We start from the raw sequence: 20,507 nt of genomic DNA on the forward strand, positions 1-20,507 counted from the left end.
TACAATAAAAAAAGACAAGCCATGATTACATGACCTGTCTTTTTTATTGTATAACATGATTATTTTGCTTCGTTGAAACGCTTCGCTACTTCATTCCAGTTTACGACATTCCAGAACGCTTGAATGTAATCTGGACGGCGGTTTTGGTAGTTCAAGTAGTACGCATGCTCCCAAACATCAAGACCAAGAATTGGTGTTTTCCCTTCCATTAATGGAGAGTCTTGGTTTGGTGTGCTTGTTACTTCTAACTCACCGTTATTTACAACAACCCATGCCCAACCAGAACCGAAGCGACCAGCTGCTGCTGCTGCAAATTCTTCTTTTAATTTATCTAAGCTACCGAATTTGCTGTTGATTGCCTCCGCTAATTCAGCTGTTGGCTCACCGCCACCATTTGCAGATAAAAGTTGCCAGAATAGAGAGTGGTTTGCATGTCCACCACCGTTGTTGCGCACAGCTGTACGAATTGCTTCAGGAAGCGCATCAATGTCAGCGATTAGTTCTTCAACGGATTTGCTTGCAAGATCATCATGACCTTGAAGTGCTTCATTTAATTTTGTTACATATGTGTTATGGTGCTTCGTATGGTGAATATTCATTGTTTCCTTGTCAATATGAGGTTCTAATGCGTCATATGCATAAGGTAATTCTGGTAATTGGAATGCCATAATAAATTCCTCCTATGTAGGTGATTTTTTTCTAGTCTTTCATTATTTAGATTACCAAAATTGCGAGGTTCTTTCAATTATTAAACCCTATTGATTTAGTAAAAATCATCAATCTACTCAAAAAAGAGAACTAACTCCTTATTGTCATACGACAAACAAAGGTTAGTCCCCTATAAATCAATACTTACAACCCTCTAATACCAAGAACTGCTTCAGCAACATTCACCGCATGATCGCCCATTCTCTCCAGATTGCTAATAATGTCAACAAAGACGATACCTGCTTGCGCCGTACAAGCACCTTCTGTCAAGCGTAAAATGTGCTGTTTACGTAGTTTTCGCTCCATTTTATCGATTAAATCTTCATTGGCTGCGACTTCACGAGCTAATTGTAAATTATTTTCATCAAGTGCTTGAATCGATTTGTTAACTGTATCAATCGTTAATTTAAACATTTCCTCAAGTTCAGACATTGCCTGGTCGGTAATCTTTACTTTATTTGTTTGTTGATAATCAACAAGTTCTAAAATATTCTCGAAATGGTCACCAATTCGTTCAATATCACGCACCGTATCCATTAACAAGGAATGTCTTTCTGATTCAGCATCAGATAGTGAAGCGCCTGATAAATCAATTAAATAATCGGTAATTTTCTTATCTAAAGCATTTAATGAATCTTCAATTTGAACCGCTCTTTCGGAATGTTTTTGTTGTTTTGTTTTTAAATATTCATGCGTCTCTTCCATCCCTTTAACAGCGATTTGCCCCATGTTAATAATTTCTTCTTTTGCTTGACCAAGAGCGATAGAAGGAGACTGCTCAATAAAAATAGGATCGAGATGTTTCGCCTTGTATTCAAAAATAGTATCTTCACCAGGAATTAATTTCGTGACAATCATAGCTAACAGACCAACGAATGGTAATTGAATCAGCGTATTCGTAATGTTAAATGTACCATGTGCAAAAGCAATCGTCATCTTCGGATCTAAACTAAGTGTCACACTTAAATACTCAATAAATTGTGTAAACAAAGGCAAAATGAGCAAGAAAACTGTCGCCCCGATTAAGTTAAATAGAACATGAGTAGCGGCTGCTCTTCTTGCCGCAACAGACGCCCCAATCGATGCTAAAACAGCAGTAATCGTTGTTCCGATATTGTCCCCAAATAAAACAGGCATAGCCGCTTTTAAATCGAGCAAGTTTTCTGCAAATAAACTTTGTAAAATCCCAATGGTTGCACTAGAACTTTGGACAATCACTGTAAAGACTGTACCTACAACTACTCCTAAAATAGGGTTTGTACTCATATTGAGCGTCAATTCGTGGAAAGTTTCTAACTCACGCAAAGGCTTCATTCCACTACTCATAAGCTCTAGTCCATAAAAGAGTGCTCCAAAGCCAAAGAAGATCATGCCAATATTGTGGATTCGTTTACTTTTAAAGAAGAAAATAAAAATAGATCCAAGTGCTAATATAGGTAAAGCGTACTCTCCGACATCAATCCCAATAATGAAGGCGGTAACCGTTGTCCCGATGTTCGCTCCCATAATAACACCAATCGCTTGCTTTAACGTCATGAACCCAGCACTTACAAGTCCAACGGTAATGACGGTAGTAGCTGAACTACTTTGAATCAAAATCGTTACTAATACCCCCGCTAAAACTCCCATAAACGGGTTCGTAGTGAAGCGATCCAGAATGTCTCGAAGTCGGTCCCCAGCCGATTGCTGTAGTCCGTCTCCCATTAACTTAATTCCGTACAAGAATATACCTAGTCCACCTAAAAACTGAAAGAGCATTTCTTGGACATTGATTTCCATTTCTCCAACTCCTAATTAATTTAATTCGACATAACTTGCTAACCCTCTACAATTATTAATAAATTATGAGTGAAATGTAAATAACCTAAACTTAAAATTTACAATTCGTTAACATAAGTACAGTTTTATTACAATCATGTTACAAGCAATGAATGATGGCTTTCTTCGCTAAGTTTCCATACAATAGATTTATCTCGCATTAACGGGCAGTAACATCCCCCACGGATTGAAGTTTCACTTTATAAGGAGGCCACCATCTTGAATATTTTTCAACAATTCATTAAAAGCTTATATTCACCTAAACATATTGGCTTTTTTCGTTTTCAAGGCATCGGGCAAACGATCAGCTATGTGTTTTTTGTCATGCTCATTTCTTGCTTACCCTTCATCGTTTATTTTACCCATATCGCGACAAGTGGATTAGGGGATTTACAAACAGCGATTAAAAAGGAACTCCCTCCGTTTGTCGTTGAAGATGGCATATTAACTTCTTCCGCAACGCCCAAAGTGGTTCAGAGCGGAAAGACCGACATCATTTTTTATCCTTTAAACACTAGCTCGGCCATCGACCTACAAAACAACGACCGGACAATCGCCCTGTTAAAAAATGAAATCATTCTATCCGTTAATGGGCAAACGCAATCTTTTCCTTATCTTTTTCCTACTAGTAAAAGGGTGACAAACGAGCAAATCGTTTCATACATGGACACACTGCAATCTTATTTAGTTATTTTCCTACCGATACTATTTATTATTTATTATTTATTTGTTTCAGCTGTTGGATTTATGAAAGTCTCGATCTTTGCCGCCTTAGGATCATGGATGAATAAAGGACTGAAAAGAAAAATCGAGTATCGCCACAGCTTTCGAATAGCTTCCTATGCGATTACACCATCCATCGTCATCATGATGATGATGGATTTCGCACACATCCAGTTTCCTTATAGCTTTTTACTCGACTGGCTGCTAACGATCGTCGTGATATATTTGGCGATTCGAACCATCCCACGTCCAAAATCTAAAACATAATAAAAACTGAGGTGATTCGCATAGGATCGCCTCAGTTTTTTATTATATTCATTTATTGCTAGGACAAGCATATATTGAGAATAAAGGAGGGAGAACATGAAGAATTTTATCTTTTTTATCATGTTACTAATGGTATTAGCTGGTACCTGGAATGATTTAACGCGAGGTTCCCTTCCGAAAAAAGACCAATCCGTCATTCATGAAAAAGAACATTCTCCTGTAAGCAGCACCTCTATTCCTTCTCAAACGGTCGAAATAAAGGGCGGCGACACCGTTCTGTCCATTCTAGAGGAAATACACAACGGAAAGCTACCGGTTGACATTGCTCAAGCCGTCAACGATTTCAGCCAATTAAACAAAGGAATCTCCCCTGAAAAAGTCCAAATCGGCCGATCCTATCAATTTCCGGTTTATAAATAAACATTTTGACTGGTCATTTTCTTGTCATCTATGTTCAAATGCTGTTACAATTACTTATTGAAAAAGCTTTTTATTAGATCTTATAAAAGGAGCGAATCACCCTTGAGTGAAATCACCCATCGTTCAAATACCCGTCCCGTTAAAGTTGGCGATTTAACTATTGGCGGAAGTAATGAACTATTTATTCAAAGTATGACGACAACAAAAACTCACGATGTCGAGGCCACAGTCAAGGAAATTCATCGCCTAGAAGAAGCAGGTTGTCAAGTCGTTCGCGTCGCTTGTCCAGATGAACGGGCGGCTGATGCCATTGCCGATATAAAAAGACAAATTAACATTCCGTTAGTAGCTGATATTCATTTCGATTATAAACTCGCATTAAAAGCGATTGAAGGCGGCGTGGATAAAATCCGGATCAACCCAGGTAATATCGGACGCCGAGAAAAAGTAGAAGCTGTTGTCAATGCGGCTAAAGCGAAAGGCATTCCGATTCGAATCGGTGTCAATGCCGGAAGTTTAGAACGTAAAATTTTAGAAAAATATGGTTATCCTACCGCAGATGGTATGGTAGAAAGCGCCTTGCACCATATTAAAATTTTGGAAGACCTAGACTTTCATGACATTATCGTTTCCATGAAAGCATCGGATGTAAATCTTGCCATTGAAGCGTATGAGAAAGCGGCTCGTGCATTCGATTACCCGCTTCACCTCGGCATTACTGAATCCGGTACGCTATTTGCGGGTACGGTCAAAAGTGCGGCTGGCCTCGGAGCGATTTTAAGTAAAGGCATCGGGAATACATTGCGTATTTCTTTAAGTGCTGACCCCGTTGAGGAAGTGAAAGTGGCAAGAGAGCTATTAAAATCGTTCGGACTATCTTCAAATGCAGCGACGTTAATTTCGTGCCCAACTTGTGGACGCATTGAAATTGATTTGATCAGCATTGCCAACGAAGTCGAAGAATATATCCAAAAGATTAAAGTGCCAATTAAAGTAGCCGTCCTAGGGTGCGCCGTAAACGGCCCAGGAGAAGCTCGTGAAGCCGATATCGGCATCGCTGGTGCACGAGGCGAAGGATTATTATTCCGCAAAGGAAAAACCGTTCGAAAAGTACCAGAGGAAACGATGGTCGAGGAATTGAAAAAGGAAATTGACAAAATCGCTGAAGAATATGTACAAAATCAAGAAGCGAAATAAGTGCAGAAAAGAGGCCGTCTCGACTACTTATGAGACGGCCCTTTTCTGCTCCTTTTTCAAACCATTTGCTTAGAAAAACGGAAGAATAAATAAACCAACTACAAGAGCGACAACACCGATTCCAATCGCCCATGCGCCAAGCCCTTCAGAACCCCTTCTTCTAGCCATGAAGCCTAACACGATACCCACAGCTCCAAATAATACGGGAATCATAAAGAGCGCAAGAATAGAGGAAATTAAGCCTGCGTAACCGAGGCCGCGCCCCCCCTCTTCTTCACCAACTTCTCTGTCTACTTCTTCAGAAACGTCATTTCGTCGAAAAGGAATAGGCTCAGCAAGTTCTGCAGCGGTTTCTTCTCGCATAGGCCTCATATCTGTGTCATTCACTAATCGATTCTTATCATTGGTTTCATCCATCACTGTTCATCCCCCACTTTCACAATTTGAAGGAGCACTGTTATTGTTTACAAGCAGCAAAAATTTATTCAAAACTGACCGTTAATGCAGGATAACAATCCTTACAAAAATATGTTACACTTTGAGGAACAGTGAACAAAGTAAGGAGCAAATACAATGAAACAAAAACGTTTTGGTATCGATATCGATGGAACGGTTACTTGTCCCACTAGCTTAGTTCCATTTATTAATCAAGATTTCTCCATGAATATAACGTTAAACGATATAAAAAAATATGATTTATCAGAGGCGCTTAATATTCCTGCCGACCGCTTTCGTCACTGGTTTGATGAGCGTGAACCAGTCATTTATGAAAGCTCGCCCATTGCACCAGGTGCCAAGGAAGTATTAGATAGCTGGAAGCAACAATTTGAATTATTCTTTATTAGTGCTAGAAGAAACCACCTGCAATATATTACAGAAAAATGGTTTCAAGAGCATCATCTTCAATACGATCATATTGAACTAATTGGTTCCCATGACAAGATTAAAGCGGCCAAAAAATATCAAGTCGATATTTTCTTTGAAGATAAGCATGATAATGCCGTAAATATTCATGAAGAACTCGGCATCCCCGTCATGCTATTCAATACCCCTTATAATCAAGATCCTATCCCAAAAGGCGTTATTCGAGTAGATAACTGGGCACAGGCACAGCAATGGGTGCAAAACTGGTATAATCATTCTCTAACCTATTGAAAAGACATAAAAGCCTGATTCTTCCACTTAATAGCGGAGGAATCAGGCTTTTTGATCATGAAAATTATGATGCCTTACAGCTTGGGCAAGTTCCATAAATTTCAAATTTATGCCCTGAAATATCATACTCATTTAATTCATTGATGTGATCCATCGGGCATAGATGAATCTCTTTTGTTTTCCCACATACCATGCAGATGAAATGATGGTGATGCTTCGCATGAGAGCAAGTAAAGCGAAAATGACGTTCTCCAGATAATTCGGTTTCTTCAAGAATTCCCATGCTCACAAACAAGGCCAGATTTCGATAAATCGTATCGAAGCTAAGCCCTGGATAATCAACTTTCATTTCCTCAAGCACATCTTTTGCGGTTAAATATTTATCCGCTCTAGCAAACAAAGAAAGCATCTCTTCTCGCTTCCCCGTCTGCTTATACCCCTTCGCCTTTAAAAGCTCCATTGCCTGAGTTAAATTCATTCTATTCACCCCATATTAAAATTGCTTGCTCAACTTTTTCAACGAAATGACCAGTAACAAAATCAATATTGAAGCAACAACAATAGTCCCTCCTGGTGCTAAATCTAAATAGTACGCACTAACAAGCCCTGACACAACCGCAATCTCTCCAAAAACAATTGAAAAGAAAATCGTCTGTTTAAATCCTCGAGCTACCCTCATACTCGCCGCTACAGGTAATGTCATTAAAGCGGATACTAATAGCACCCCAACAATTCGCATAGAAGCTGCGATCACGAGCGCCACAAGCACAATAAAGACAAAATGGATCGATTTAGCCGCGATCCCTGATGCCTTCGCATGCTCTTCATCAAAGGAAAGCAAAAATAGCTCTTTATACAATAAGAAGACCGTTGCAATGACAAACAAGCTAATCACAATAATAACGATTAAATCATTATGGCTAACGGCACTGACACTTCCAAATAAATAACTGAATAAATCAGTATTAAAGCCTTCAGCAAGCGAAATAAAAATAACACCAATCCCAATTCCACCAGATAAAATAATTGGAATCGCTAATTCTTGATAATGCCGATATACTGTACGAAGTCGCTCAATTAACAACGAACCGAACACGGAGAACACCATGCCGACATAAAGCGGGTTTAACCAAGTGAGGGCAAATTTTTGCCCAAAGTATAAGCCCGCTGCAATCCCAGCGAGCGTCACATGGCTAAGAGCATCGGCAATAAGCGATAGTCTTCTCACGACAATAAATGCGCCAAGCAAAGGAGCAATGATCCCGATAATGATTCCTGTAATAAAGGCATTTTGCAGAAAATCATATTGTAAAATAGCTTCAATCATTAGCTGCCCTCCTTATGGTCATGGTCGTGATGATGCTCTAATAAGTGAATCCCATGCCCATATAACTTAGACAGATCCGATTCATCTAAATGCTTAAATTGCGTCATGCTACCATGAAAATGAAGATACTTGTTTAAGCAAGCTACATGCGTCACTTGATCGCTAACAACCCCGATATCATGCGTCACAAGTAACAACGTAATCCCCATCTCCTTATTTAAATACGACAGCATTTCATAAAAAGAGTGTACATTTTTTGAATCAACCCCGACAGTCGGTTCATCAAGAATTAAAATTTCAGGCTTTGAGACAATCGCTCTAGCAATAAATACTCGCTGCTGCTGTCCACCTGAAAGCTCACCGATGTTGCGGTGTAAGAACGGCTCCATTCCCACCGCTTTAACCGCTTCAAATACTTCTTGCTTTTCTTTACTACCTGCCTTACGAAACAAGCCAAGCTTTTTGGTTAAACCACTTGCTACTACTTCAAATACAGTTGCAGGAAACCCTGTATTGAAAGAGTTCGCTTTTTGTGACACGAATCCGATCTTATCCCAGCTTTTAAACTGACGTTGAGGTGTATCGAAAAGAAAAATTTCTCCTTCTTTTACTTTTAACAGACCTAAAATTAATTTTAAAAGCGTCGATTTCCCGGAACCGTTTGGACCTACTAAACCTAAAAATGCCCCTCTAGGGACAGATAATTGAATATTTTCCAATACATTATCACGGTCATAGCTGTAGGATACGTCTTTTATTTCAATGATAGGTGATTGATTCATTGAAATTTCCCCTTTATTAAGAATGATTACGATTTAAGAACAAATTGAAGTATACAGGATTCCAGCGAAAAAGTAAACCGGAATCGCTTCGAAAAACGATTCCGGTTTATTTTTAATGAATGGCTGACTTAAAGCGAGCTCCATGCGTTTCTTGTGTATTCATAATCGTTAAAAAGGCATTTGGATCAATATCGGTAATGATATTTTTTAGCTTCATCACTTCAAGCCTAGTGACAACGACATAAATCACATCTTTATCGGCATCCGTGAAGCCACCTTTCCCTTTCAGCTTCGTCGTTCCGCGTCCCAATCGATGCAAAATCGCATCAGATACTTCGTCATAATGATCAGACACGATAATGCAGGCTTTCGTTTCTTCTAGCCCTTGCAGTACCGTATCAATCGCTTTAAACGCAATATAATACGTCATCACAGAATACATCGCATTTTCTGGTCCGAACACAAATGCTGCCCACGTAAAGATGAAAATATTAATAAACATGACAAATTCACCAACTGAAAACGGCAGCTTTTTCGTCATTAAAATCCCCAAAATTTCTGTTCCATCAAGCGTTCCACCATGTCGGATGACAAGCCCTACTCCTACTCCTAAAATCAACCCACCAAATACAGAAGCTAACACCGGTTCTGTCGTAAATGGATCAAAATGATGGAGCTGACTTTCGATCGCCGCAAGACAAACAATGGCAAATAGTGAAGAAAACATAAACGTTTTACCGATCTGTTTATAACCGAAATATAAGAACGGGATATTTAATACGACAACAAATGTGGAGAAGGAAAATAAAGGATGATCAATTAAGTAACTTAAGATCAGTGAAACCCCGATAATTCCCCCATCAATAATATTATTGGGGACAAGAAATAATTCGATAGAAATCGCCGCAAGTGCCGCTCCTAAAAAAACAAGTGCTAGGCGATAAATTAAGTGGGTCGGTTTCTCTTTTTTATGTTCTTTTGGCATATCATCATTCCTTTTATTATTATTTTTGTTACCAATTCACTCATCTCTTCTGTTGCTCATACATTTATAAAGAAGAGAAAAGGAGTGACGGACAGTGAAACTTGTTCACCATTTAATCAATCAAAGAGCTCAAACGATTACAGCAGATGAACTAATGAAATATGCAAGAGGGTTAAGTATTTCATTGAAACAAGAGGAAGCAGAGAAAATCGCTAGCCAACTGCGCAGGAAAAAGATTGATTTATTTAATGATGGAGAAAGAATTCAATTATTGAAGGAAATCGCTCGCATTACAAATGAACAAACAGCGCGAAAGGTTCATAGACTATTTTCTATGTTTCAACCATGAGCACGATGATCCATCCGGCAGCGTCTATCGTTGATTAGGCACTGCCGGATGTTCATCGTTGTCTTACGGAGCAATCATTTTGTCCCTTACTTCTGGATCGAATACTTTTGATCGTAGCATGTCAATTTCAAAACGATAAGGGGGTTTACTCGTCTTCTTGTCTTCACCAACATAAGGTGTTTCTAATATTTTAGGAACATCGATTAATTGTGGATGGTGAACGATATATTGAAGTGCATCAAATCCGATGTGTCCAAATCCAATGTTTTCATGGCGGTCTTTTCGTGCGCCTCGTTCATTTTTGCTATCGTTAATGTGAAGAACCTTTAATCGGTCAAGCCCCACGATACGATCAAATTGATTCAACACCCCATCGAAATCATTTACGATATCATAACCAGCATCATGCGTATGGCATGTATCAAAGCAAACGGATAACTTTTCATTTAAATGAACACCGTCTATAATCATCGCTAGTTCGTCAAAAGAAATCCCACATTCCGATCCTTTTCCAGCCATCGTCTCTAATGCAATTTGTACATCGTCGTCTTTCGTTAATACTTCGTTTAATCCCTCAACAATTTTTTGAATACCAGCTTCTGTGCCAGCACCAACGTGAGCGCCTGGGTGAAGAACAATTTGTTTAGCACCGAGCGCAGCGGTCCGATCGATTTCTGTGCGCAAAAAATTGACTCCTAATTCAAACGTATCAGGATTTTTTGTGTTAGCAATATTAATAATATAAGGAGCATGAACAACGATATCGACCATGCCATGCTCTTTCATATGGAACTGGCCTTTCTCAATGTTCAAGTCCTCTATTTTCTTTCTTCGCGTATTTTGCGGCGCCCCCGTATAAATCATAAAAGTGTTCGCTCCGTAAGAAGCGGCTTCCTCGCTTGCACCTAGCAACATTTTCTTACCGCTCATCGACACATGAGAACCAATTTTCAACATACGTACCTCTCCTTTACCCTAACTTTATTGTACTAAAGATTTCATGATTTATCAGCAAAAAAGGTCTGCAAAAGCAGACCTTTCCTTTTTAAACTACTTTTTGTTATTGCCTCGTTTTGATTCTAATCGGCGTTCACGCTTTTTAAATTGAGTCATTTCTCGTTGCATTTTCTTCTTATAGCCCGGCTTCACTTTCTTCGGCTTTCTAACGATCGATTTCGCTTTTTGATCAATGCTATCTTCTGTCTTTTCTCGTTTCTTTCGTTGGTTACGATCTTTCACTTCGATCCATTCGCCTTGACGAATATCAGCATGAGTGAAGGTAATACCGATTTTCTCTAAACGAACGAGTGCATCCTCATCACTCGGCGTGTAAATCGTCGCACAAATACCTGAGAAGCCTGCGCGAGCTGTTCGACCCGCACGGTGAACGTAAAAATCAAGATCGCGTGGAAGCTCGTAATTGATAACATGACTCACGCCTTCAATATCAATTCCTCTAGCCGCTAAATCTGTTGCCACGATGTATTGATAGTCGAGCTCACGAATTTGCTTCATTATTCTTTTGCGATCTCTCGGTGACATACCGCCATGAATGCGCCCAACTTTCAAGCCTTTTTCTATGAGAGCATTCGCCACTTCATCCGCTTTTTGCTTCGTATTCGTAAATACAACAGCTAAATAAGGGTTATAAGCGGTTAACATATCATGAAGCAAATCGATTTTTTCTCGGCTTTTCTTGGATACTAATACATGATTAATATTTTCAGCTGAAATATGCTTCGGTTGAATATGGACATATTCAGGATTCTCCATATATTTCTTTAAAAACGGCTTTAATTTCTCTGGAATCGTTGCTGAGAATACAAGTATTTGTAGCTGTTCAGGCATTCTACTTGCGACTTGATCAACGTCGACAATAAATCCCATATCGAGCATTAAATCCGCTTCATCGATGACAAGCATGGACGCACGATGAACAAATAACGCTTGCTCTTTAATCAAATCATTAATTCGCCCTGGTGTCCCAACGACAATTTGCGGCTGCGTCTTCAATTTATCAATGTCGCGTTGCTTATCCGTTCCACCCATATAGCAACGAGCAGTGATCTCCTCTTCAGAAAACTTTATCATTTTCAAAGTTTCTTTATAAATTTGATCAGCCAATTCTCTCGTTGGCGCTGTAATAACGGCTTGAACTTCTTTCTTTGCTGGATTGATCTTTTCAAGAATAGGCAGGATATAAGAATGAGTCTTCCCTGTTCCTGTTTGAGATTGTCCGATAGCACTTTCCCCTTTTAAAATAAGTGGGATCATTCTTTCTTGAATTTCAGTTGGCTCATAAAAACCTAATTCTTCAATTCCTTTATTTATAAACGGTCGAAAACCATATGATTCAAATCGTTGTTTTGTCAAAATTGACACTCCTTTTGGCTCAAAACAAGCCTTTTTCTCCATTTTGTATCTTATACTAAAAGCTCCGATAAATCAAAGCTTTGTCAAATATTTTTTCTATCCTCTTGACTATTAAACCTTTTCTAGTTTGTCTGCATACAATACAAAAGAATAAATAATTGCAATGAAAGGATTGAAAACTATATGCCTCCATTTCCACCTAGACCACCACAACAATCACCTTTCTTTTATGGATCACCAATGAGGCCTTATCCAACTAGTCGTGCCCCCCGCTCACCACAGAGAATGGGAGGAAGAGGAGGGCAAGGACTTCTTGGCCGCCTATTGAATCGACAAGGCCAATCCGGTATACCATTCACTGGCTTTGAACGCCAAGGAGGGACTAGAGCAGGAGCCTCGACCGCTCAACAACTGGCGAACCCTATGAACCTTCAGCAAATGCTCTCCAATACTCAGCAAGTGTTACAAACGGTGCAACAGGTGGGCCCGATTATCGAACAATACGGTCCATTTGTTAAAAATTTGCCAGCGATGTGGAAACTATACCGCGGCTTAAAATCACTGCCAGATGCTACATCTGAAAACGTCGAAGCTGCAAAAGATGCCCATCAAAAGGAAAGCAAAAACAAAGAAGTCATCACTCCCAAAGATGAAAAAATACAAGCAAGTGAACAACTAAAGGATAGCGCTTCTACACCGAAACTTTATATCTAACATAGCCCTTTCCTTTTCATGATAGACTTCCTCCTATATAATACAGTTGTAGTAGCTTTTACTCCGAAAAATATTATAGGAGGATTTTTCTTCATGGATATTATTAAGATTGCCCCGAGAGGATATTGTTATGGTGTTGTCGATGCGATGGTCATCGCCCGCAACGCTGCCTTAGATAAAAACTTGCCTCGTCCGATTTATATACTCGGAATGATCGTTCATAACCAGCATGTCACAGATGCGTTTGAGGAAGAAGGAATCATTACGATCGATGGGAAGAACCGTAAAGAAATTTTAGAGAAAGTCGATAAAGGCACCGTCATCTTTACTGCTCATGGGGTTTCTCCTGAAGTACGAGAACTCGCCAAGCAAAAAAGCTTAGTGACCATTGATGCCACTTGTCCAGATGTCACGAAAACACATGACTTGATCCGTGCCAAAAAAGCGGAAGGATATGCCGTCATCTATATCGGGAAAAAAGGGCATCCTGAGCCGGAAGGAGCGGTCGGTGTTGCTCCTGACATTGTCCACTTAGTAGAAAAGCCAGAAAATGTAGAAGACTTGGCTATCACGAATGAAAAAATCATTGTCACTAATCAGACGACGATGAGTCAATGGGACGTTGCCGATATTATGGACAAAATTAAAGAAAAATACCCTCATGCCGAAATGCATAAAGAAATTTGTTTAGCCACTCAAGTTCGCCAAGAAGCGGTCGCTGAGCAAGCAGGTGAAGCGGATTTATTACTAGTCGTAGGTGATCCGAAAAGCAATAACTCCAACCGCCTAGCTCAAGTATCAGAGGAAATTGCCGGAACAAAAGCTTTCCGTGTATCTGATGTGTCAGAAATCCAACTCGAATGGCTAAAGGATGTCGAGAAAGTCGCTATCACAGCAGGTGCCTCGACACCAACACCGATCGTCAAAGAAGTCATTCAATTCCTTGAAGGCTTTGACCCGAACGATGAAAGCACATGGACACGAGAGAAAAAAGTACCTTTAAACAAAATTCTACCAAAAGTGAAGCGCTCAACGTTAACATCACGCTAACAAGTATTTAATAACAAAAATCAGAGTCGTCGAGAAAGACGTATATATCTTTCTCGACGACTCTTTTTAAACTTACAAAAATGTAAACGGATCAGTATGAATGGAAGACGCGATAAATTCGACGTTCAGCCCTTTACGATCTGCTAGCTCCTTCATTTTTATCGCCGTCCCCTTCTTCATCACTTTCTCAACGTTATGCCCTGGGTCGACGACGTTCAGCCCGGCTGCCATCGCATCGTGAGCGATATGATAGTAGAAATCGCCTGTAACGTATACATCTGCGCCTTTAAATTTAGCTGCTTGGAAATATTTATTCCCATCTCCTCCTAGCACAGCGACTTTCTTCACTTGATCGGTTAACTCTCCGACAACCCGCACTCCGTTCACATCTAATTTTTCTTTGACAAATTCAGCAAATTGCCGAAGAGACATTGCCTCTTTCAGCTTTCCTACTCGTCCAAGTCCTAACGTCTCACCTTTATTTCCTAGTGGATAAATGTCATAAGCGACCTCTTCATAAGGATGGGCTTTTAACATTGCTGAAAGTACCTTTTTCTCCATGCTTTCAGGGTAAATCGTTTCAATCTTCACTTCGGCTACTTCTTCAAGTGTACCCGCTTGTCCGATATAAGGGGTCGCTTCGGCACTCGGCTGAAAACGTCCCGTCCCTTGCGAGGAAAAGGAACAATGACTATATTCGCCGATAAAACCGGCCCCAGCGGCTCCTAAAGCTTCTCTCACGGCGCTTTCATGAGTTACTGGTACAAACACCGCCAACTTCTTTAAACCGTCCTCAAACGTCGGGACAAGCACTTCTGTCTCCTGTAGCTCAAGCGCTTCGGCTAAAAGATCGTTTACTCCCCCTTTAGCAACATCTAGGTTCGTATGAGCGGCATACACGGCAATATCATGTTTGATTAGCTTTTCAATCACTCTTCCAGCAGGATCGCTCGTTACAATTGATTTCAACGGACGAAAAATGAGCGGATGATGAGCAATGATTAATTGTACGTCATTGGTGATCGCCTCATCCACCACATCCTCTAACACATCAAGTGCAACAAGAACTCGTTCAACCGGTTTATTTAATCGACCGATTTGCAAACCAATTTTATCGCCTTCCATCGCATACTTTTTCGGTGAAAATTGTTCAAATAACTGAATGATTTCATGACCATTGGCTGTTTTCATTCAAGTACCTCCTTAATCAAGTTCAATTCATGAAGAACTTGCTGTCGCTTGTCCGCCACGGCTTCTCCGTCTTCCGCCTTCTTTAAATTTTCTAAAACAAGTTCCAGCTGACTAGCTTCTCGCTGCCACTTCTTTAAAAACGACTCATTTTGTTCTTTCATCAAAAAAGGGCCTAACAATAGTTGCTGTGCTTGATTCGCTTCATAAGGTTTGAAGGGTTCACCTTTTTCTGCTGTTAACACCTCATATATTTTCCCGTCTTCTTCCATAATCATTTCAGCAATTAGTTCCCATTCGTTCGCCAGTAACCATTGGCGAATATTGATCGCACTAATATTCGGCTGAAGTACGAGGCGCTTAACCCCTTCCAGCTTCTCCTTGCCCTCTTCTAAAATAGAAGCGATCAAAGTGCCACCCATCCCGGCGATGGTGATACATTCCACTTCACCAGGAGCAATAACTTCAAGACCATTCCCTTTTCGAACATCAATCGATTGTTCTAACCCCGCTTCCTGCACTTGCTGTTTCGCCGCTTGAAAAGGCCCTTCTACGACCTCTCCCGCCACTGCTTTCGTGACGATCCCTGTTTTTACTGCATAGCAAGGTAAATACGCATGATCCGATCCAATATCCGCTAAAGTTGCTTCATTCGGAATTTGATTTACTACAGCTGTTAACCGTTTCGATAGTTGATTAATATTCATCACGTCACCACTTTACTTTTCTTTTCATATCTAGTGTAAACAAATTCTATTGATAAAAAAAGCTCTTTGCACTAGGCAAAGAGCTTTCTTAAAATTATTTAATTTCGCTTAGCCAATCAGCCATTGCATCCGCATTTTCAGCTGGAACAAGTCCTGGTGGCATTGATCCACGACCGTTAACTAAAACGTCTTTAAGTTCATCTTTAGATAATTTCTCGCCAACACCTTTTAGTGCTGGACCAGCTCCACCTTCATAATTGCCACCATGACACCCCATACATGATTGCTTGTAGTGGTTTTCAGCATCGAACTCTCCACCAGCAGTTTCTTCAGTTTTCTCTCCACCTTCTTTTTCTTTTGCCATTTCTTTAGAATTACCAAGACCGTCTAATGACAAGAAGAAAATTAGACCTAATCCAAATACCATAATTAATAAAAATGGAATAACCGGATTACGATTCATTTCTTACCCTCCCTTATGTATACGTATAACAATACAGAAAGTTCAAACACCTTTTATTTTACTTTAAAAACAGCAAGTCGGAAAGCCCTTACTATCAAGTTTTTTCATTTTTGTCTTAATTTAGACATATTTTATTTTTTAATCATTTAGAACACAACTAGGAACATCCCTTTTCAACTAAATTTCTCTATTTTTCACATTATATAAGTATAAAAATAATTAACACACCAAAACCTAACCAAGCAGAGATCGTAAAATAAATTAACTGTAGTTTTCTACCTGCCACCCACCATAATAAACAGTTGATAAAAAGAAGAGAGTTAAGGGAAAAGAAACCTTTCCCTTTCATTATTTCATGAAGCTCAACTGAATATACAAGTAATAAAATGGCAGCCGCAATATAAAACATCGGAAATAATAAACCTTTTTTAGAAAAATAAAAATCTAAACTTAAAAGCACTACGACAAAAAATACCAAAATCGCTGTTTGCAAAGGGAAAGACATTTCAGTAAAATATAGGACAAATAGTGAAACCATTAAAATGGATAACGACACTAATATACTTTTAAGTGGGAAGCTTTTGCTTTGTTTTGTTTGGATCGAAGACTCATCCCATTCTTCCCCTTGGCTGTATAAGGAAAGCAAATAATCACAATATTGTTCAGGAAGCATGTGATTTTCTTTCCACAATAATATTTCTTTCATAATGATCTTTTGTTTATCATCCAATTATCGTCACATCCTGATCGATACTTAGTTTGTCACAAACACACTTTCTCAAAAAATAAAGTGCCCGACCTCTCCAATAGTATTGATCATTTGAAAAATACTATATATTTGGAGAGACTAGGCACTTGTAGATTAGCTTGTTAACCGATTATTCAAGAAAATCCTTTAGGCGTTTACTTCTGCTTGGATGACGAAGCTTACGAAGTGCTTTCGCTTCAATTTGACGAATACGCTCACGAGTGACACCGAAAACCTTACCTACTTCTTCAAGTGTGCGTGTACGACCATCATCTAAGCCAAAGCGAAGACGAAGCACATTTTCTTCACGATCCGTTAATGTATCTAGTACATCCTCTAGCTGCTCTTTCAATAGCTCATAGGCAGCATGTTCAGATGGTGAAGTCGCCTCTTGATCTTCGATGAAATCGCCTAAATGAGAATCATCTTCCTCACCAATTGGTGTTTCGAGGGAGACCGGCTCCTGTGCTATTTTCAGGATTTCTCTTACTTTTTCAGGTGTTAAGTCCATTTCTTCAGCGATTTCTTCTGGAGATGGTTCACGACCTAAGTCTTGAAGTAACTGTCTTTGAACACGAATCAGCTTATTAATCGTTTCTACCATATGAACAGGAATTCGAATCGTTCTTGCTTGGTCGGCAATCGCACGAGTAATCGCTTGACGAATCCACCATGTCGCATACGTACTGAATTTAAAACCTTTACGATAGTCAAATTTCTCAACCGCTTTAATGAGACCCATATTCCCTTCTTGAATTAAGTCAAGAAAGAGCATTCCGCGTCCAACATAGCGTTTCGCAATACTAACAACTAGTCGTAAATTGGCTTCAGCTAGGCGACGTTTCGCCTCTTCGTCCCCTTCTTCAATACGAGTAGCAAGTTGAATTTCTTCATCTGCTGAAAGAAGGTCGACACGACCAATTTCTTTTAAATACATACGCACGGGGTCATTAATTTTCACACCAGGAGGAACACTTAAATCATTTAAATCAAACTCTTCACTTTCTTTTTCAAGCTCATGAATGTTTGGATCTTCCTCTTCCTCTTCATCATTGGTGATGTCAATTCCTTGCTCTCCAAGGTGCTCGTAGAATTCATCCATTTGATCAGATTCTACTTCAAATGGTGACAATTTATCAGCTACATAGTCATAGGATAGCTTCCCGCGCTTTTTCCCTATTTCTATAATTTGCTCTTTCGCTCTTTCTAATGTGACTTCAGTTTCTTTGGAACGTGTTGACTTTTCAGCCATATGTCCCCCTCCTTCCAACATCCTTACCTCATACTACTTACGCTTTTAACTCTTTTTTCAGCTTTACTATTTCCATCGCAAGTTGAGCGGCTGTTTGATGATCTTTCGCTTTTTCCGCTGCTATTTGCTGTTGTTTCTTTGCTTTGATGACTAGCTTTTTGCGGTACTTAAATACTTCTTTTATATAATCATGCACTTCCTCGTCATTTACATACTCACTTACCATCATCATTTCAATATCTGAAACGAGTCGGCGCAAGTTGGCGTCTGGAAGAAAGTTAATAAAGATACTTGAGTCTGGTTCATGCCCTTCTTCATAAAAACCAAGTAAATACGTGAAAATAGCTTGATGTTCATCGATATTAAATGCTTCACTCCCCATGAACCCCTTCACTTTGTAAGCAATATCCGCATCCTTTAACATATGAGCGATTAGCCTTCGCTCAGCTGTTTGATACGCTGGATAAAGTTTTTGGGGCGTCTGAGGTATTACCGGTAACGTCAACGCTTGTCGATGATCCGGTTGTTTTTTCCTCTCTTTGAAAAACACTTGTTTCTCTTGTTGCTTTAATGCATCTAGAGAAAGGGAAAACTGATCAGCTATTTGACGCAAATAATAATCGCGCTCAACGGCTTTTTGCAGTTTGGCAATTTCTTTTAACACTTCTTCGATATAAGTAAGCTTTTGTCCTTCATCTTGAAGGTTTTTTCCTTGCTTGAAATACTCCATTTTAAACGCCATTAGCGTCAAGGCAGTCCCGATTATATTATCACGAAACTTATCAGCTCCATGTTTCTTAATATAGTCATCAGGGTCCATCTTGTCAGGAATCATCGCCACTTTCACCTGACAGCCACTTTCACTTAGCATTTCTGATGCACGATAGGCCGCTTGAATACCAGCGGAGTCGCCATCATAGCAAATAACCACTTGATCAGTGATTCGCTTCATTTGTTGGACATGGGCATCCGTTAATGATGTCCCCATCGTGGCAATACCAGCTTCTACTCCTGCTGATGCAGCCGCAATTACATCAGCAAAGCCCTCGAAAAGAACGGCACCATGCTGTTTACGAATCGCTGACCTTGCTCGGTGAAAGTTGTATAGCAGACGGCTTTTATTAAAAATAGCGGTTTCTGGACTGTTTAAATACTTCGGCTTCTCTTCATGTAACGCTCGACCTGAAAAAGCAACAACCTTTCCTTTGTCATCATGAAGTGGAAACATAATCCTTCCCCGAAACCGATCAAAGTAAGAACCATCCTCTTTTTGAATGATCAGCCCTGCTCTTTCTAACTCCTCGACCAAAAAACCACGCTTTTGCAAAAAAGTAGTCGTAAAATCCCACTGAGGGAGTGACCAGCCGATTTGAAAAGCCTCTATTTCATTTTTGGTGAAGCCGCGTTCTTGCAAATACTCTAACGCTTCCTGACCTTCCTTTGTATTTACCAGCAAATGGTGGTAAAATTTCGTTAGAAGCTCATGAGCTTCGAGCATCCGATCCTCTTCTTTTGAAACCACTTGATCAGGACGTTCACCCGGAATTTGAATGTCAACAGCCATTCCCGCACGATCAGCAAGTTTACTGACCGCTTCTGGAAAAGAAACATTCTCTATTTCCGTAATAAAGGTAAACATATTCCCTCCGGCTCCACAGCCAAAACAATGATAGATCTGCTTATCAGGTGAAACGGAAAAGGAAGGAGAGTTCTCTCCGTGAAAAGGACATAGCCCAAAGTAATTTCGTCCTTGCTTTTTCAACTGAACATAATCGCCTATGATCTCAGTAATATCCAGCGACTGCTTAATCTGTTGAATCGTTTCTTCAGGAATCTTTCCTGCCACTTAAACATCACCAGCTATGCTATTGATCGATAATCATCTATTGTTTTCTACAACAGATCAAATGATTATCGACAAATACTTTCATTTTTTTCTTTCTTTCCTATGCTTTATTATTCTACAAGCTTGTTTAGAATCCTTCTGATATACGAAATAACATAAAAAATTTACGAACATTCCTCACTTTAAACTTCCCGTGGAGGATGGCTAAAGCACATAAATAGTTTATTCCTTTATTCAGACCTCTAAACCTGTTTTAAATACATTTTTATCACAATTTTTTATTATAGTATATCTTCTGTAAAAAGACTATTATTTTTTTATAACTTTCAAAAGAAAGTGAAAGAGGCTACCCTCTTATCACGAAGCTTCTCTTTTCAGCGACACATATAGTATGTTCACACTATAAATGGCGCAAAAGAAGCCGCAGCTTTCGGG

Annotated in this window: 22 protein-coding genes; 7 read left to right on the plus strand and 15 right to left on the minus strand. The window is 39.6% G+C overall.

What is annotated here, in order from left to right; all coding sequences use genetic code 11:
- Positions 1-59: 59 nt before the first annotated feature.
- Both sodA and ACSVDJ_RS11625 read right to left on the minus strand, forming a co-directional pair.
- Positions 60-668 carry a superoxide dismutase SodA gene (sodA, locus tag ACSVDJ_RS11620; RefSeq protein ID WP_439168886.1) on the minus strand — a complete coding sequence of 203 codons (609 nt, stop codon included), beginning with the start codon at positions 666-668 and terminating at the stop codon, positions 60-62.
- Between the two features lie 184 nt (positions 669-852).
- On the minus strand, positions 853-2,487 hold the full coding sequence (locus tag ACSVDJ_RS11625) for a Na/Pi cotransporter family protein (protein ID WP_439168887.1): 1,635 nt from the start codon (positions 2,485-2,487) through the stop codon (positions 853-855).
- A 258-nt stretch (positions 2,488-2,745) separates the two neighbouring features.
- Here ACSVDJ_RS11625 and ACSVDJ_RS11630 point away from each other — a divergent pair, with 258 nt between their 5' ends.
- The 3 genes from ACSVDJ_RS11630 (at position 2,746) to ispG (ending at position 5,133) form a co-directional block, all read left to right on the plus strand.
- Positions 2,746-3,516: a DUF1189 domain-containing protein gene (locus ACSVDJ_RS11630; protein WP_439168889.1), complete on the plus strand. Its 771-nt coding sequence runs from the start codon at positions 2,746-2,748 to the stop codon at positions 3,514-3,516.
- 96 nt (positions 3,517-3,612) lie between these two features.
- Complete coding sequence (gene yqfZ / locus ACSVDJ_RS11635; protein ID WP_439168890.1) at positions 3,613-3,936, plus strand: protein YqfZ; 324 nt, start codon at positions 3,613-3,615, stop codon at positions 3,934-3,936.
- 111 nt (positions 3,937-4,047) lie between these two features.
- Complete coding sequence (ispG, locus tag ACSVDJ_RS11640; protein ID WP_439169101.1) at positions 4,048-5,133, plus strand: flavodoxin-dependent (E)-4-hydroxy-3-methylbut-2-enyl-diphosphate synthase; 1,086 nt, start codon at positions 4,048-4,050, stop codon at positions 5,131-5,133.
- A gap of 69 nt (positions 5,134-5,202) precedes the next feature.
- On the opposite strand, the gene ACSVDJ_RS11645 is transcribed toward ispG, so the two are convergent.
- Complete coding sequence (locus tag ACSVDJ_RS11645; RefSeq protein WP_439169102.1) at positions 5,203-5,550, minus strand: DUF4190 domain-containing protein; 348 nt, start codon at positions 5,548-5,550, stop codon at positions 5,203-5,205.
- A 156-nt stretch (positions 5,551-5,706) separates the two neighbouring features.
- Here ACSVDJ_RS11645 and ACSVDJ_RS11650 point away from each other — a divergent pair, with 156 nt between their 5' ends.
- Positions 5,707-6,288, plus strand: a complete 582-nt coding sequence (locus tag ACSVDJ_RS11650) for a 5' nucleotidase, NT5C type (protein WP_439168891.1) — start codon at positions 5,707-5,709, stop codon at positions 6,286-6,288.
- A 64-nt stretch (positions 6,289-6,352) separates the two neighbouring features.
- Here ACSVDJ_RS11650 and ACSVDJ_RS11655 read toward each other — a convergent pair whose 3' ends face one another.
- The 4 genes from ACSVDJ_RS11655 to ACSVDJ_RS11670 form a co-directional block, all read right to left on the minus strand.
- On the minus strand, positions 6,353-6,766 hold the full coding sequence (locus tag ACSVDJ_RS11655; protein WP_439168892.1) for a Fur family transcriptional regulator: 414 nt from the start codon (positions 6,764-6,766) through the stop codon (positions 6,353-6,355).
- Positions 6,767-6,781: 15 nt separating this feature from the next.
- Entirely contained in the window at positions 6,782-7,615 is an 834-nt protein-coding gene (locus ACSVDJ_RS11660; protein ID WP_439168893.1) for a metal ABC transporter permease, read from the minus strand.
- The gene (locus ACSVDJ_RS11665; RefSeq protein WP_439168894.1) at positions 7,615-8,397 is read right to left on the minus strand and encodes a metal ABC transporter ATP-binding protein; all 783 of its coding nucleotides are present in this window, start codon (positions 8,395-8,397) and stop codon (positions 7,615-7,617) included. Before ACSVDJ_RS11665 ends, ACSVDJ_RS11660 begins: the two co-directional genes overlap by 1 nt.
- 112 nt (positions 8,398-8,509) lie before the next feature.
- A complete protein-coding gene (locus tag ACSVDJ_RS11670) occupies positions 8,510-9,382 on the minus strand; it encodes a YitT family protein (protein WP_439168895.1) in 873 nt (290 codons plus the stop codon).
- 94 nt (positions 9,383-9,476) lie between these two features.
- On the opposite strand from ACSVDJ_RS11670, the gene ACSVDJ_RS11675 reads away from it, so the two are divergent.
- Positions 9,477-9,731, plus strand: a complete 255-nt coding sequence (locus ACSVDJ_RS11675) for a DUF2624 domain-containing protein (protein ID WP_439168896.1) — start codon at positions 9,477-9,479, stop codon at positions 9,729-9,731.
- 63 nt (positions 9,732-9,794) lie between these two features.
- Here the strand turns inward: ACSVDJ_RS11675 and ACSVDJ_RS11680 are convergent, their stop codons facing one another.
- Both ACSVDJ_RS11680 and ACSVDJ_RS11685 read right to left on the minus strand, forming a co-directional pair.
- Complete coding sequence (locus ACSVDJ_RS11680) at positions 9,795-10,688, minus strand: deoxyribonuclease IV (protein ID WP_439168897.1); 894 nt, start codon at positions 10,686-10,688, stop codon at positions 9,795-9,797.
- Between the two features lie 93 nt (positions 10,689-10,781).
- A complete protein-coding gene (locus ACSVDJ_RS11685; protein ID WP_439168899.1) occupies positions 10,782-12,104 on the minus strand; it encodes a DEAD/DEAH box helicase in 1,323 nt (440 codons plus the stop codon).
- A 285-nt stretch (positions 12,105-12,389) separates the two neighbouring features.
- Between ACSVDJ_RS11685 and vrrA the strand changes: the two genes are divergently transcribed.
- Together vrrA and ACSVDJ_RS11695 are read left to right on the plus strand one after the other, a co-directional pair.
- Entirely contained in the window at positions 12,390-12,818 is a 429-nt protein-coding gene (gene vrrA, locus ACSVDJ_RS11690) for a VrrA/YqfQ family protein (RefSeq protein ID WP_439168900.1), read from the plus strand.
- 93 nt (positions 12,819-12,911) lie between these two features.
- The gene (locus tag ACSVDJ_RS11695) at positions 12,912-13,868 is read left to right on the plus strand and encodes a 4-hydroxy-3-methylbut-2-enyl diphosphate reductase (RefSeq protein ID WP_439168901.1); all 957 of its coding nucleotides are present in this window, start codon (positions 12,912-12,914) and stop codon (positions 13,866-13,868) included.
- A gap of 72 nt (positions 13,869-13,940) precedes the next feature.
- Here ACSVDJ_RS11695 and ACSVDJ_RS11700 read toward each other — a convergent pair whose 3' ends face one another.
- The 6 genes from ACSVDJ_RS11700 to dnaG all read right to left on the minus strand — a co-directional run bounded on the left by ACSVDJ_RS11700 (position 13,941) and on the right by dnaG (position 20,072).
- Positions 13,941-15,059: a Nif3-like dinuclear metal center hexameric protein gene (locus ACSVDJ_RS11700; RefSeq protein WP_439168902.1), complete on the minus strand. Its 1,119-nt coding sequence runs from the start codon at positions 15,057-15,059 to the stop codon at positions 13,941-13,943.
- Entirely contained in the window at positions 15,056-15,763 is a 708-nt protein-coding gene (locus tag ACSVDJ_RS11705; protein WP_439168904.1) for a tRNA (adenine(22)-N(1))-methyltransferase, read from the minus strand. The genes ACSVDJ_RS11700 and ACSVDJ_RS11705 overlap by 4 nt, the downstream gene beginning before the upstream one ends.
- Before the next feature lie 94 nt (positions 15,764-15,857).
- A complete protein-coding gene (gene cccA, locus ACSVDJ_RS11710) occupies positions 15,858-16,226 on the minus strand; it encodes a cytochrome c550 (protein WP_439168906.1) in 369 nt (122 codons plus the stop codon).
- A gap of 199 nt (positions 16,227-16,425) precedes the next feature.
- Positions 16,426-16,956, minus strand: a complete 531-nt coding sequence (locus ACSVDJ_RS11715) for a hypothetical protein (protein WP_439168907.1) — start codon at positions 16,954-16,956, stop codon at positions 16,426-16,428.
- A gap of 148 nt (positions 16,957-17,104) precedes the next feature.
- Entirely contained in the window at positions 17,105-18,226 is a 1,122-nt protein-coding gene (gene rpoD / locus ACSVDJ_RS11720; RefSeq protein WP_439168908.1) for an RNA polymerase sigma factor RpoD, read from the minus strand.
- Between the two features lie 37 nt (positions 18,227-18,263).
- A complete protein-coding gene (gene dnaG, locus ACSVDJ_RS11725) occupies positions 18,264-20,072 on the minus strand; it encodes a DNA primase (RefSeq protein ID WP_439168909.1) in 1,809 nt (602 codons plus the stop codon).
- Positions 20,073-20,507: the final 435 nt, after the last annotated feature.

The sequence above is a fragment of the Bacillus sp. Hm123 genome (assembly GCF_051842975.2).
In the GTDB taxonomy this organism is placed as follows: Bacteria; Bacillota; Bacilli; order Bacillales; family Domibacillaceae; genus Bacillus_CE.